Annotated in this window: 11 protein-coding genes and 1 tRNA gene; 5 read left to right on the plus strand and 7 right to left on the minus strand. The window is 49.5% G+C overall.

Annotated features, from left to right (window positions below):
* Positions 1 to 89: 89 nt before the first annotated feature.
* Positions 90 to 1,172, minus strand: coding sequence for a porin (locus RC73_RS12600; protein ID WP_039034969.1), 1,083 nt, complete (start codon positions 1,170 to 1,172; stop codon positions 90 to 92).
* A 568-nt stretch (positions 1,173 to 1,740) separates the two neighbouring features.
* Here RC73_RS12600 and tcdA point away from each other — a divergent pair.
* Positions 1,741 to 2,586, plus strand: a complete 846-nt coding sequence (gene tcdA / locus RC73_RS12605; RefSeq protein WP_039034970.1) for a tRNA cyclic N6-threonylcarbamoyladenosine(37) synthase TcdA — start codon at positions 1,741 to 1,743, stop codon at positions 2,584 to 2,586.
* Between the two features lie 86 nt (positions 2,587 to 2,672).
* On the plus strand, positions 2,673 to 3,902 hold the full coding sequence (pepT, locus tag RC73_RS12610; protein WP_039034990.1) for a peptidase T: 1,230 nt from the start codon (positions 2,673 to 2,675) through the stop codon (positions 3,900 to 3,902).
* Between the two features lies 1 nt (position 3,903).
* Here pepT and RC73_RS12615 read toward each other — a convergent pair whose 3' ends face one another.
* Positions 3,904 to 5,535: a sensor histidine kinase gene (locus tag RC73_RS12615; RefSeq protein WP_039034971.1), complete on the minus strand. Its 1,632-nt coding sequence runs from the start codon at positions 5,533 to 5,535 to the stop codon at positions 3,904 to 3,906.
* 167 nt (positions 5,536 to 5,702) lie between these two features.
* On the opposite strand from RC73_RS12615, the gene RC73_RS12620 reads away from it, so the two are divergent.
* A complete protein-coding gene (locus RC73_RS12620) occupies positions 5,703 to 6,314 on the plus strand; it encodes a superinfection exclusion B family protein (RefSeq protein WP_039034972.1) in 612 nt (203 codons plus the stop codon).
* 85 nt (positions 6,315 to 6,399) lie between these two features.
* Here RC73_RS12620 and RC73_RS20135 read toward each other — a convergent pair whose 3' ends face one another.
* Positions 6,400 to 6,528 (minus strand): DUF3149 domain-containing protein, encoded by a 129-nt coding sequence (locus RC73_RS20135; protein WP_071237139.1) that lies wholly within the window; start codon positions 6,526 to 6,528, stop codon positions 6,400 to 6,402.
* A gap of 272 nt (positions 6,529 to 6,800) precedes the next feature.
* Here RC73_RS20135 and RC73_RS12625 point away from each other — a divergent pair, with 272 nt between their 5' ends.
* Both RC73_RS12625 and RC73_RS12630 read left to right on the plus strand, forming a co-directional pair.
* Complete coding sequence (locus tag RC73_RS12625; RefSeq protein ID WP_052248179.1) at positions 6,801 to 8,390, plus strand: bacteriohemerythrin; 1,590 nt, start codon at positions 6,801 to 6,803, stop codon at positions 8,388 to 8,390.
* Positions 8,391 to 8,520: 130 nt separating this feature from the next.
* Positions 8,521 to 8,607: transfer RNA gene (locus tag RC73_RS12630), tRNA-Leu, on the plus strand.
* A 519-nt stretch (positions 8,608 to 9,126) separates the two neighbouring features.
* On the opposite strand, the gene RC73_RS12635 is transcribed toward RC73_RS12630, so the two are convergent.
* The 4 genes from RC73_RS12635 to RC73_RS19905 all read right to left on the minus strand — a co-directional run bounded on the left by RC73_RS12635 (position 9,127) and on the right by RC73_RS19905 (position 12,823).
* On the minus strand, positions 9,127 to 9,501 hold the full coding sequence (locus RC73_RS12635; protein WP_039034973.1) for a PH domain-containing protein: 375 nt from the start codon (positions 9,499 to 9,501) through the stop codon (positions 9,127 to 9,129).
* A gap of 10 nt (positions 9,502 to 9,511) precedes the next feature.
* Positions 9,512 to 11,365, minus strand: a complete 1,854-nt coding sequence (locus RC73_RS12640) for a peptidase U32 family protein (RefSeq protein WP_039034992.1) — start codon at positions 11,363 to 11,365, stop codon at positions 9,512 to 9,514.
* 469 nt (positions 11,366 to 11,834) lie between these two features.
* Positions 11,835 to 12,158, minus strand: coding sequence for a DUF6694 family lipoprotein (locus RC73_RS20525; RefSeq protein ID WP_143078423.1), 324 nt, complete (start codon positions 12,156 to 12,158; stop codon positions 11,835 to 11,837).
* Between the two features lie 230 nt (positions 12,159 to 12,388).
* Positions 12,389 to 12,823, minus strand: a complete 435-nt coding sequence (locus tag RC73_RS19905; RefSeq protein ID WP_052248180.1) for an HNH endonuclease — start codon at positions 12,821 to 12,823, stop codon at positions 12,389 to 12,391.
* Positions 12,824 to 12,830 lie beyond the last annotated feature (7 nt).

Consider the following 12,830-nt stretch of genomic DNA (forward strand, 5'->3'; position numbering starts at 1 on the left):
TGAACAGCGCTTGGCGCTTGGTTATAAGCTCGATAAACAAAAAGGCGACCCTGAGGTCGCCTTTAGTTCAACAACTATCTCAACAGAGATTAGAAGTCGTAACGTACACCCACGGTGAATACGTTGTCGTCTTCCAGGTCAAACTTAGCACCGCTAGAGTCTTTGAACTCACCTTCATAGTGAGCATAGTGACCATATACCAGAGTTGACTTGGCTACGCGGTAGTCGGCACCGACAGTGATGTTGGTAACTTCAACGTCATTCTTGATTTTGTTGACAGTATTAATGTTGTCAACTGGAACATTCTTGAAGTAATTACCGAAACCAGCTTCGTCATAGCCGTATTGCAGCTTCAGGTTTACACCGTTCAGGTTGTAAACTACGTTGACGAAGTAAGTGTTGTCGTCGTCAGCACCGTCAGCAATGCTTTCGGAGTTCTGGAACAGACCACCGATTTTGAAGTCGCCCAGCTTAACTTGACCTACGGCGCGGTATGCGTCGATGTTGCCGATGCCTTTGTTGTAGGCGATGGCTGCATAGTAGTTCTGAGCCTTCAGCTTCTTGTCACCGAGGGTGGCGCTCAGAGCATACATGTCGTCTTTTTCAAGTTCGACTCCGCCAACAACAGGTGCGTCCTGGTTGTCTTCCATCAGGTAAGTGGCGTTCAGAGTGATCAGGTCAGCGATCTTTGGTGAGTAGTACCAAACACCGTCACCGCTACGAACTTGGCCACCAACCAAACGGTCGATATCCGCGTTGGTGTTACCGAATGCGTCAACGCCGCCTTCAGCTTGCTTGAATACTGTGTCGTTACGTCCGACCAGGAATGTACCGAAATTGGTCTTGGCACCCAGGTAAGTGTTACGGGCTTTGAAAGTATCGCCTGTACCTGAAGTGTTTTCTACCTGGAATTCCATCTGATAGATGATGTCTACACCATCAGTCAGTTTCTCGGAACCTTTTACGCCCAGGTTTGAGAAGTTGTTCTCAATGTAGGTACCACTTTTACCATATTCTAGATCGTTGGTACCTTTTTGCAGAGTGGCACCTGTGTCAGTGTTGGTTACAGACAGATCCAAACGGCCATACAGAGTTGGGCCATCAGCCAGCGCACCGAAAGAGGCTGCGGCCAGAACTGTTGCTACTGACGCAGAGATAAGGGTCTTCTTCATGTGTTGTGCTCCCTAGAACCTGAGTTCTAATCCATGTATTTATGGTTATTTAACAAACGAGTGTTCCTGGATTTGCAGCGGACATCCTGTCCGTCACAAAGCTGCGCTGATTCTTACAGTTTTGTTTCTTCAAGATTGTGGCCCAGATCAAACTTTTTGCCCCGTTTCGTCAGGAAAAGCATCAATCTGTGACAAAAATGTCCATTTGGTTCAAAAACTAATCAATAGCCATTGTTCACAAAATCAACACAATGATCTTTTCGCTATAAAAAGATAATTTTGCAGTATGAAGGACTGTATCTGTTGGTTATTTTTAATAAAACAAAATGTAAATTAGTGATAGATGAAGTTTTAATAAAAGTGAAATTTTTCAGCACAAAAATGACATTTATGTGCTCTGGTTCTCATTTAAACCGCCAAGCCAGTCCCTGGCAAGTCGACGCTGGTCTCTGCAAGCGCCGGTTAAATACGCTTTATGACAGAGAGACTTTGATTCTGTTACCCCCTTGGCTTGGGGATACTTGGGTATTCGGCTAAAATGCCGCCGAAGACAATTGGGAACCAAGTTATGCAAGATATAGACTCAGAGCTGTTGGAGTTCGAAGCCTACCAACAGCGTTTCGGTGGCATTGCTCGTTTATATGGTGTTGCTGCACTGGCGGCCTTTTCCAAGGCTCATGTGATGGTAATAGGTATAGGTGGCGTCGGCACTTGGGTCGCCGAAGCTTTGGCACGTAGTGGAATAGGGCATATCAGCCTGATGGATCTCGACGATGTGTGTGTCACCAATACCAACCGTCAGATCCATGCTCTGGCAGACACTATAGGCGAGTCCAAGGTCGCCGTAATGGCGCAGCGGATTAAGGCGATTAATCCATTGTGCCGGGTGGATGAAATAGAAGATTTTATTGCGGTAGACAATCTGAGCCAGTATCTGGCACAGGACAAGGGCATAGATTTTGTGGTGGACTGCATAGATGCGGTAAAGCCCAAGGCGGCTTTAATCGCTTGGTGCAAGCGGAATAAGATTAAGTTGGTGACTATCGGCGGTGCCGGTGGTCAGACAGATCCAACCCAGATCCAGCAAACGGATCTGGCCAAAACCTTTCAGGATCCATTGCTGGCCAAGGTACGCAACTTGCTGCGTAAAGAGTATGGTTTTAGCAAGAATCCACAACGGCGTTTTGCCGTTGATGCCGTGTTTTCCAGTGAACACCTCAAGTATCCTCAGACCGATGGTAGTGTTTGTTCCACCAAGGCTGGTGCCCAAGGTAGCATGAGAATGGATTGCTCCTCAGGGTTTGGTGCCGTGACCATGGTGACCGGCAGCTTTGGCTTTGTGGCAGCAAGCCGGGTTTTGGCGCGCTTGGCGCAAGAAGCCAATACTCCCGGCGGCAATACCAAGGCTGAATAAACAGCACAAAACATGATCTGAGTCTAATGTGGCAAGTGTCTGGGTTGTTAGAATCCAGACACTTTTTCGCTACAGATATTAAGCTTATGCGACAAGCGCTGCTCAATCGTTTCCTGCGGTATGTCAAACAGGATACACAAGCTGATCCGAGTTCCCAGTCTGTTCCCAGTTCTCAAGGCCAGGTGGCCTTCGCCAAACAGTTGCAACAAGAACTGCTCGAGTTGGGATTTGATGATGTCTTTCTCAGTGAATCATGCTGCCTTTATGCCAAGTTACCGGCGAATACTGCCAAGGTACCGGCAATTGGCTTTCTGGCTCATATGGATACGGCGGCGGATTACTCCGGTGCCGGGGTCAAACCTCGGGTGATAGCTGACTATCAAGGACAAGTTATTGAACTGGAGCAGGGGGAAGAGCTTAGTCCTGAGCAGTTTCCTTCGTTGCTGAACTATCTCAATAAAACACTGATCACTGCCGATGGTACTACGCTATTGGGGGCTGACGACAAGGCAGGTATCGCCGAAATTGTCACGGCACTACACTATCTATTGCAGCACCCTGAAATCCCCCATGGTGAGATCAATCTCTGTTTTACACCCGATGAGGAGATAGGCCGAGGTACTGATGGTTTGGAGCTCGAGCGTTTCGGCGCAGACTGGGCCTATACCGTCGATGGTGGCGCAGTTGGCGAACTTCAATATGAAAACTTCAATGCCGCCACTGCGGTGATAACCGCCAGGGGCAATAATTGCCATCCCGGCAGTGCCTATGGGGTGATGGTCAATGCCTTGACCATGGCTGCCAGGTTCCATGCCAGAATGCCACTCAATGATGCGCCAGAGACCAGCCAAGGTTATCAGGGCTTTTTCCACCTGTTATCCATGGAAGGCCAAACAGAAGAAGCCAGCTTGGTATACCTGATAAGGGACTTTGACCGCGCTCAGTTTGAGCAACGTAAAACCTGGCTGCAAGAATCTGTGGCTAAATGCAATGCTGAGCTGCAGGCCGGTAGTCTGGAGATCTGTATCAGCGACAGCTATTACAATATGAAGGACTGCATCTTGCCTGTGCCTCATGTGACAGATATTGCCTGTCAGGCGATGGAGATGGCAAACATCACTCCGGATATCAAACCTATCCGCGGCGGCACTGACGGCGCGCAATTGTCCTGGAAGGGACTGCCTTGTCCCAATCTTTTTGCCGGCGGCCACAACTTTCATGGCAAACATGAGTATGTTTGCCTTGAGTCAATGGAAAAGGCGGTAGAGGTGATCATCAATATCGCCAGGTTAACGACCCAGAGATACGCCGAGTAACCTAAATAAAGAGTTCCACCCTGTCATCCTCGACGGGGCGGGACTCTATCACAGCCGGGAAGCGAACCCGAAAGTGAGCGCCGCCGAGACTGGAGTTATTGACAAGGGTGATATTGCCCTTCAGCTGTGTGGCGGCATTGAAGGCCGCTGCCAATCCAAGCCCGGTGGCGCCGGTTCGTCTACTGGTGGTAAAGAAGGGCTCAAAGATCTGGCCGGCAATCTCGGGGGCGATTCCCTTGCCATTGTCTTCGATATCCAGCTGTAGTTCTTGACCCTGTGGTTGTGCGCTGATGCGGATCTTATGGTCGGAATTACCCTCAAATGCGTGAGCATAGGCGTTGGAAAGTATGTTGGTCACTATCTGTTTCAGCAGGCTGTGGCTGCTGGTAAGCCAAAGATCGGCCTCGACCTGAATCTCCACATCTACCTTTAGTTGCTTGAAAGATAGCGCTACAGCATCGGCAAATTCCTGCAATACCTGGGGTAGCGGCATCTGTTCGTGCACGTCATTGCCTTGCTCGGCAGCAATCGTCTTGAACTTCTGGATCAAGTTACTGGCGCGGGTAATATTACTGATGATCAGTTCACAGCTTTGTTGATACTCGTTGAGAATGGCATTGAGCTCTTCCAGCGTAGCGCTATCGTTTTGTAATAGCTCAACCAATTCATTGATATGCTGCAGCTGACTACTGGCAGCGGTGAGGCAGATACCTATCGGGGTGTTTATCTCATGGGCGATGCCGGATACCAGACCGCCGAGCGCGGCCATTTTCTGCTGTTCGACCATCACCTGTTGAGCCCGTTCCAACACCAACAACGACTGTTCAAGTTCTTTGGTCTGTTCTTTGACCTGCCTTGCCAGCTCATCTTTATAGCTGCGTTCCAGTTCTAGCAGTCTTTCCCTGTCGCTCAGGGCTTCTTGCAGTTCGTAGCGGGAGCGGTTCAACTGTGTGAAGGAGGCGCGCAGCTGTTGCTGCATCAAATTGATGGCCAGGGCAACCTGGGTAAATTCATCCTGTTTGTCCCGGCGCTTAAACTGCAGTGGTTGATAATCTTGCTCTAAATAGAGCTGTGAGCAGTACACACTCAGTTGCAACAGATGCCGGGTAATGCTGGCCCAAACCAGATAGAGAATGAAGCCAGCCACCAGAAAGGTCTTGATACCATTGGTCACTAGTATCAGTAAGGCTTTATTCACCAATCTGTCGTAGATTTTGGAGAGGTCGGCCTGCACCCTCAGCTCGCCGACATTGTAATTCTGGCTGCTGGTCTTGTGCACCAAAGGAAAACGCTTCTCTATTACACCTCTGTCTCGGGATTCGCCGGCGGTCCATTCTTTGCCGCTGTCATCTTTTATGACGACATAGCTGGTATCCGGCAGTTGGTTGAGACCGTTGAGTTGAGTATTGATAAGTTTCTCATCTATTACCCAGATACTTGCTGCCAACACATCCAGGTTAGCCCTTTCAATATTGGCAAACTCATCGTTGATTCGACCAATGTCCCCCTTGTAATCGGAAACCAACTGCAAACCTGTGGTTACCAGAGTGATCAGAGAGCTGAACAGGATAATAGCCAGAGTCAGCCTGCGGCCGATGGGACTACTGATGAGCTGCTGTATAAAACCTGGCATTAATATCAACTATCTTAAGTGCTTACTGTGGATAGCTTTAAGCATAGCTTCGCATCTGACTTTCGCGGTTTTTTTGTCGTTATATTAAGCCGAGGTGCTTTGAATGAATTTGGCATTGGTTTTGCTTGATTAGAGGTTGGGACAATTTTCTGACGCTGGATAGAGCCATGAAGAGACTGAAATTTGAGGTATTGAAAGAGGGCAAATTCAAGGCCGCTGCATTGCAACTGACGCTGTGGGTGCTGCTGATAACCACATTGCTGCTGTTTATGCCAAAGTCCTTGCTGGCTCTGTTGCATTTGGAATCCTGGGTAGATACCAATGCCCACTATATTGGCCTGACATTGCTACTGGCTTTGGCCTATATCGGCGCTCTGGCTGTCAACTTTTTGTTGGATGAAGCGATAAGCCGTTTAAGTGAGCGCCGAATCAACGAAATGATTGAAGCTAAGGTGAAGTTGTTGGATCCGGCCGAGCGGGCCTTGTTACGAGAGTTCTTTTTGCAGGGAGCCAGTGTTTTGACCCTGCCGCAAAATGAGGCTCCCGTACAGGCGCTGCTCAAGGCGCATATACTCGAGAGCCTGGGAAATGAACGCCATTACGCTATTCAAGGCCCCACCGCCGAGTACAAGATAGCGATGGCAGCCCGTAAGCATTTAAATCGAAGAGTGTTGCGTCTTCCTCCGGGAGAACCGAGTCAGGAAGAGTTGCAATATCTTATCAAGGCAAGACCGCAATTTATCAATGCTATTGCCCAAGTGCGGAAACACGCGGCTTAATCGCAATAAAAAAGAGGGCAGCCACAGGGCTGCCCAAGCAATACTCAAAAATGTCATTGCATTTAAAAGAACATGGAAGTCAAAGCTAAGGCTTTGCTGACTTTACAATAAACATCCACATAATGTAGGAGATGATCCCGATAGTACTGAAGATAACTATCATCGACAGTAAACCTATGGGGTTTCCGAACATTAGATCTAACCAGAATGCCATCACTGAAATCCTCTTTCTTGTAAAGTCAAAGCTAAACTAATCAAATTTGCTAAAACTGAAGCTGATCTCGATCAACAAATGTTGTCAGAGTTGTTAATTGGGTAAATCGCCTTGTTAAAATATGAGCTGTATCATGTTTTGCTTAAATTAGCTGAGTGAGAAACAAGGGCGTTATTTCGCTGAAGGGAATAGGAGCAAAGGATAATATTCATCACCACATTAAAGGAGTAGGGTGGCTTGGGCTGAGACTGTTCATTGGCAAGGAGCGTGCGATGCAAACATCCCAAGGTCTTTCGAAATTGATATTAAGCCGGTGGCAGTTTTATCTGCTGTTGCTCTTGTTGCTTTACCCCTTGTGGAGCCTGTTACACGGCGGCAGTTATCTCGCCTTTGGTTCTCTATTGGCTGCCTTGATAGTGCTGACTTGGCTTGGTGCCAGACAGCTGTCCAATCTCAAGCGCTTGGAAAATGCCGCCCGTCATCTGGGAGAAGGCGATCTCAGCTATCAGTTGTCGGAGCAGGATGCCGGCATGTTCCATTCTGTGGTCCACGGTATCAACCGTATGGGAGAGGACGTTGGTCGCACCATTCTGTCTTTGGTCAATACTGCCGATACGATGAAGAACGTGGCCATGGATATCAAGTCTATCAGCGATGCCGCCCATACCGGAGTGGAGGAGCAGGAAAAACAAGCTGAATTGGCTGCGACCGCTATGAATCAGATGGTTGCTACCGTACAGGAAGTCAGCCGTAACGCAGCTTGTGCTGCCAATGCCGCGGAGGAAGCCATGCAGGCAGCTCGCAGCGGCGACCAAACCGTCAAAGAGGTGGTACGGCAGATAGATGATATGTCGGCTCAGGTTGAGCAAACCCAGTTAGTTATCGCTCGTCTGGCCGAAGACAGCAACAACATAAGCACCATTATTGACACCATTTTCCAAGTGGCTGAGCAAACCAATCTGTTGGCGCTGAACGCCGCTATTGAGAGTGCCCGCGCCGGCGAGCATGGCCGAGGTTTTGCTGTGGTTGCCGATGAAGTCCGTAGTCTGGCGCAGCGCACATCCACAGCTACAGTCGATATCCAACAGCAGATACTGCAGTTGCAACAGGGTGCCGATGAAGGCGTGAAAGTGATGAGAACCAGTGTCGAGCAGGCCAGTGCCAGCCATGAGATGGCTCATCAGGCGCAGCAGGCATTGGGGCAAATTGTGGCGCAGATTGAAAGCATTACAGATATGTCGCATCAAATAGCGGCGGCTTCGGAACAACAGCAGACAGTTGCCGAAGAGATTAGCAACAATATCTCCTCTATGGCGCAAGTGGCGGTCGAAAATGCCAAAGAAACTCACAGTACCAACTTATCCAGTCTGAAAGTATTCAATATGTCGCAGGAGATCAGTTCCCTGCTTGGGCGTTTCCATGTCGACAAACGGGCGATGGAGCAGTTGGAGAAACGCCATCGCTTTGTTGAGTGGGGGCCGCAGTTGGATCTCGGCATGGAAGAGATTAATCGTCAGCACCAACGTCTGGTATCCCTGATCAATGAACTTCACCGCACTCTGGAAGAAGCTTATGGCCTGGAAGCAATTAAACGCATAGTACAGGGGCTGGTGGATTACACTGCCAATCATTTCGCCTATGAAGAGGAGTTGTTTGCCCGTTTCGGTTACCCGCAGACCGAACAGCACAAGCTTAAGCACCAACAATTGGTGGCTAAGGTACTGGATTTCCAGAAGCGAGTGGCCAGTGGTGAAGATGTTGCCGATGAATTGATGGCCTTCCTTAAATCCTGGCTTATCAACCATATTCAGGGCAGTGACAAGGAGTACACAGGCTTCCTAATTGCCCGCGGAGCCCAGTAGTCAGAGCGAATTTTGTCCAACCGAACAGGATTTTGGTAAACAGGCTCGTAAAGCGCTTGCCATTGAAGTGAGCACAGGTATAATTCCGTTCACTCGCCGATGAGACATCGTCGCGAAACAATCTAAATGTGCCAGAGTGGTGAAATTGGTAGACACAGGGGATTCAAAATCCCCCGCCCTTAAAAGCGTGTCGGTTCGAGTCCGACCTCTGGTACCATCTCTCTCTTAGAGAGAGCCGAAACCGACCTTGAGTCGGTTTTTTCGTTTTTAGCTCCGAGTCAGGTCTGGGTAGGTCTGGGCAGGTTATTGCGCCACGCGCGTGTCGGCTGGAAGGCCAGCCCCGTCGCTCCGACCTCTGGTACCATCTCTCTCTTAGAGAGAGCCGAAACCGACCTTGAGTCGGTTTTTTCGTTTTTAGCTCCGAGTCAGGTTTGGGCAGGTTTGGGCAGGTTATTGCGCCACGCGCGTGTCGGCTGGAAGACCAGCCCCGTCGCTCCGACCTCTGGTACCATCTCTCTTAGAGAGAGCAGAAACCGACCTTGAGTCGGTTTTTTTTGTGGCTAAAATAAGGCGTTACACACTTTTGCCTTGGTTGGTGTTCGGTGCAAACACCCGTCTTGCCTACCCCTAATCCCTCCAAATTTAACATTCTTTGCAGGGCGCTCCAGCGAAACAGTCACAGTAAATACGTCCATTTCGAGCTAATAGGTGAGGGGGAATCCTTCCCTTTTTAACCTCAGAGCGTGAATTTGGCTATGGTCTTTTGAATACCCACCACATCAGTGCCGCGTTTTAGCTCTTTGACCAGGGGCTCTGTCTGGCCTGAGATCCACAGCCTGAGTTCGGCATCCATATCGAAGCGCCCGGCGGTTTCCACTTCAAAGTGTACTATCGCCTTGTAGGGGATGGAGTGATAACTCACTTTCTTGCCGGTCATGCCTTGTTTATCTATTAAGATCAGGCGCTTGTTGGTGAAGACAAAGATGTCGCGTACCAGTTTATAGGCCAGTTGCAACTGTTCGCTGTCGGCCATAATAGGCGCCAGTTCTTCGTTGAGTTTATCCAGATCCACTTCACTGGCATTGCCCATCAAGGCATTTAAAAATCCCATATTTTTCTCCTTAACCTACCAACAGCATTTCACACTTATGGCAGTCGAACACCAGCTTGAACTGCTTGCCACCCAGCTCCATCTCCAGCGGCTCGGCCTTGATCCCCGGCACTTCTTTGGGGCACATGTTGTAGCTGTAACGTATGCAGTGCTTGGTGATCATCAAAGGTGCATCGCCTTTCACCGGCCGTACTTCATAGGCATCACGGATGGATACCACCCCGTGACGGGTATAGAAGTCCTTGGCTTTTTGGTTGGCCACATTGCCAAGATAGGTCAGGCTGCGCTGCGGGAAGCGGGCACTGTCGTCCCGTACCCAGGGCGTGGGTCTTTGATACCCTTGAATGCGCGCTTCGTCCAGGGCGGCAACGGCATTACGGCGCAGGCCATTGATGATGGATGCCGGTACAAAAACGGCTTCGGCATCGCCCAAATCTACCTGTCCGAGGCGAAAATCTGTATTGCCCAGCTTGGCGAGATGCTTGCCGAGTGATTCACGGTTGCGGCCAATATCCTTGGCCTGTTGTTTTTCGAAGTCAGCGGTCACTGTCGCCTGATGGCCATGACGGTCGGCAGCGGTCAGCGCCAGACCTGTCTGGGTATTGCTGAGGCTGAAGTCCACCAACAGGGTGCGCTCGGCAGACTCTTTGGCCAGCAGGGCTTCAAAGGCTTGATCTTTGTTGCGATACAAGGTGGCACCGACATAGAGATCTTTCGGCATGTTTTTTAGATACAGGGTGTTGCCCTCGGCGCGGTTGACCCGAAAACCTGTCAGCTTGTCATCCGACAATCTGGCCTTTTGATAATTGGCGGCGAAGAAGCCCAGGCCATCACCGTTGTGGAACTCGGTATCCGAGTCGACCTGGATAAAGTCTTTGCCTATCTTGCTGACTTTGCCGACCTCTATTCCCAAGTATTTCGGGGTGCGGAAGTCGCCGATGTCCGCCTTGCGCTCATTGACAAAGTAGTCCGTCTTGCCGCGGTTAAAGCTCTTGTCAGGATCCGGGGTGAAGCTGTAGCTGCAGCGGCCGTGGGACGAGGGTTCAAACTCGGGCCGACGCGCCATGATAGCATCCAGTTGCTGGCGGTAGTGAGCGGTAACATTCTTGACGTAGCTGAGGTCCTTGAGTCGGCCCTCTATCTTGAAGGAGCGGATCCCGGCGTCGATCAGCGCTTCGAGGTTATCTGTCTGGTTGTTGTCCTTCAGCGACAGCATATGGTCGTTGCTGGCAATAATGTCGCCCTGGCGGGTCTTGAGATTACCCGGCATCCGGCATTGTTGTGAGCATTCGCCGCGGTTGGCACTGCGGTCTGTGTAGGCTTCACTGATATAGCATTGGCCGCTGTAGGCCACGCACAGGGCGCCATGGATAAAGAACTCAAGTCGCATCTTGGTCTCGGCGGCCACGGCGCGAATTTGGCTCAGGCTCAGCTCCCGCGCCAACACTACCTGAGAAAAGCCCACATGCTCGAGAAAGGCGACTTTGGCCGGAACCCGATTATCCATCTGAGTACTGGCGTGCAGTGCAATTGGGGGCAAGTCCAGCTCAAGCAGCCCCAGGTCCTGCACAATAATGGCATCGGCACCTGCCTCGTACACCGCCCAGATCAGGCGCCTGGCTTCTTCCAGTTCATCGTCCAGCAATATGGTATTGATGGTGACAAATACCTGAGCGTGATATCTATGGGCAAACTCACAAAGGCGGGTAATGTCCTCTATGCTGTTACCGGCGGTATGACGGGCACCAAACGCCGGGCCGCCAATATAGACCGCATCTGCCCCGTGGCGAATGGCCTCAATACCGAAGTCGGCATTCTTGGCCGGCGCCATCAGCTCTAACTTGTTATCGGCCAATTGCACCATTTGCTTGGGGGCCGCAGCAGGGGCTTGTGTCTGTTGGCCGGGATTAAAGAGTTCAACACCTGTAGTGGACATGACTTACCGCTCGTCTGGAATTGGCTGAGAAATTTCGGGCACAAATTATAGCAGAGCCTGCCATTCATGATAGGGGAACTGTGACTTATGCCCTGTTTTTGCTGTTTCAGCCGATAATAGCAGTAGAGGCAACACTGCGCCCGACAGTATTCAATACTTGCTGTTGGATAATTAACCTCTAACTCTCAATGTCTTACTAAACTGAGCTTGGTTTGGTGGCATGAGAAGATACTCATACCTGGCAAGAAGTGCTATAGACATGCTTACTCAATCAGAACTCCCGGTAGACTCCCGCCTCCAACTGCAACAAAGAGCCAAAATATGGCTCTTTGTGTCGGGATAACTGCTGATGCGCGCTATTATTATCTAACGTGTTAGCGGCTTTGTTGTGCAGTTTTTACCTGTTGCTTGGTTTTTGTGCAAGTTTGAGCACTTGCTCTAAGGTGAGTCCATCGATTTTTTTACCCACCAGGGCAAAGTCAATTTGACCCGCTTGATCTGAGTGTTTCATCGCGGCCAGAGGACTGTCGAATTCGGCATGTTGGATTTTCATCAAGGCCATCACGAATTCCTGTTTGTCATGAGAATTTAATGTTCTCATGATACTAATAACACCTCGTTGGGTGGATTCTGCACTGCTGCCGTCGAAAACCATGGCTGTTGGCGTAGAGCTGCAAGCTACTAGTCCGGTTAAAAAGACCGCAATTATTATATTTTTCATATGCAAATTTCCGTATGTTGTTACTCATGTGTCTGCTGCTGAGTACTTAAAAGTATGCTTTCAAAAACCTAAGCTTGAGAGAATGCCTGGTTGAAAGCTGATTTTTGTCTATGTTGTTGACTTATATTTTTTATAAAATTACGTGCTTTGCCCAACTTTGAATGTTAGCAGCTTTGTTTCTGAGCGGTAAATGAGTTGTTTTTTTGACGGGTGATTTACTGAACAATAAATCATCTGTCCAACTTCCCAAGGTTGCACTCTTCACAGAGTATTTGCAGATTATTGATATCTAATGCCTTGTCTTTGTGTTTGCTGCGAGGTAGTACATGGTCAACATGCAGCACTATATTGTGTTCGGCTTTAGTACGGTTACACTTTGCACATCTGTGCTCGTGAGTTTGCAGCACCTGATATCTGAGCGCTAGCCAAGCCCTGGATTGATAAAAGTTATCTATGGTTTGGGGCTCAAATTCACTGAGCTGCTCTGGTTGTGTAAAGATGCGGTGGCCCTGTTCGGGGGAAAAGAAGCTGGCTTGAATATCTCCTTGCTCCTGATGCTTGTTGAGCCATTTCCAAATGCCCCGTAAGGCACCTTGTTCACTCTTGTAGCGTCGGGTTCTTATGCTGTCTCCTGTGCGAAAAGTAACTTGAATCTCTAATTCCATTATTTCT

The organism is Shewanella sp. ECSMB14102, from assembly GCF_000813075.1.
Taxonomy (GTDB): domain Bacteria; phylum Pseudomonadota; class Gammaproteobacteria; order Enterobacterales; family Shewanellaceae; genus Shewanella; species Shewanella indica.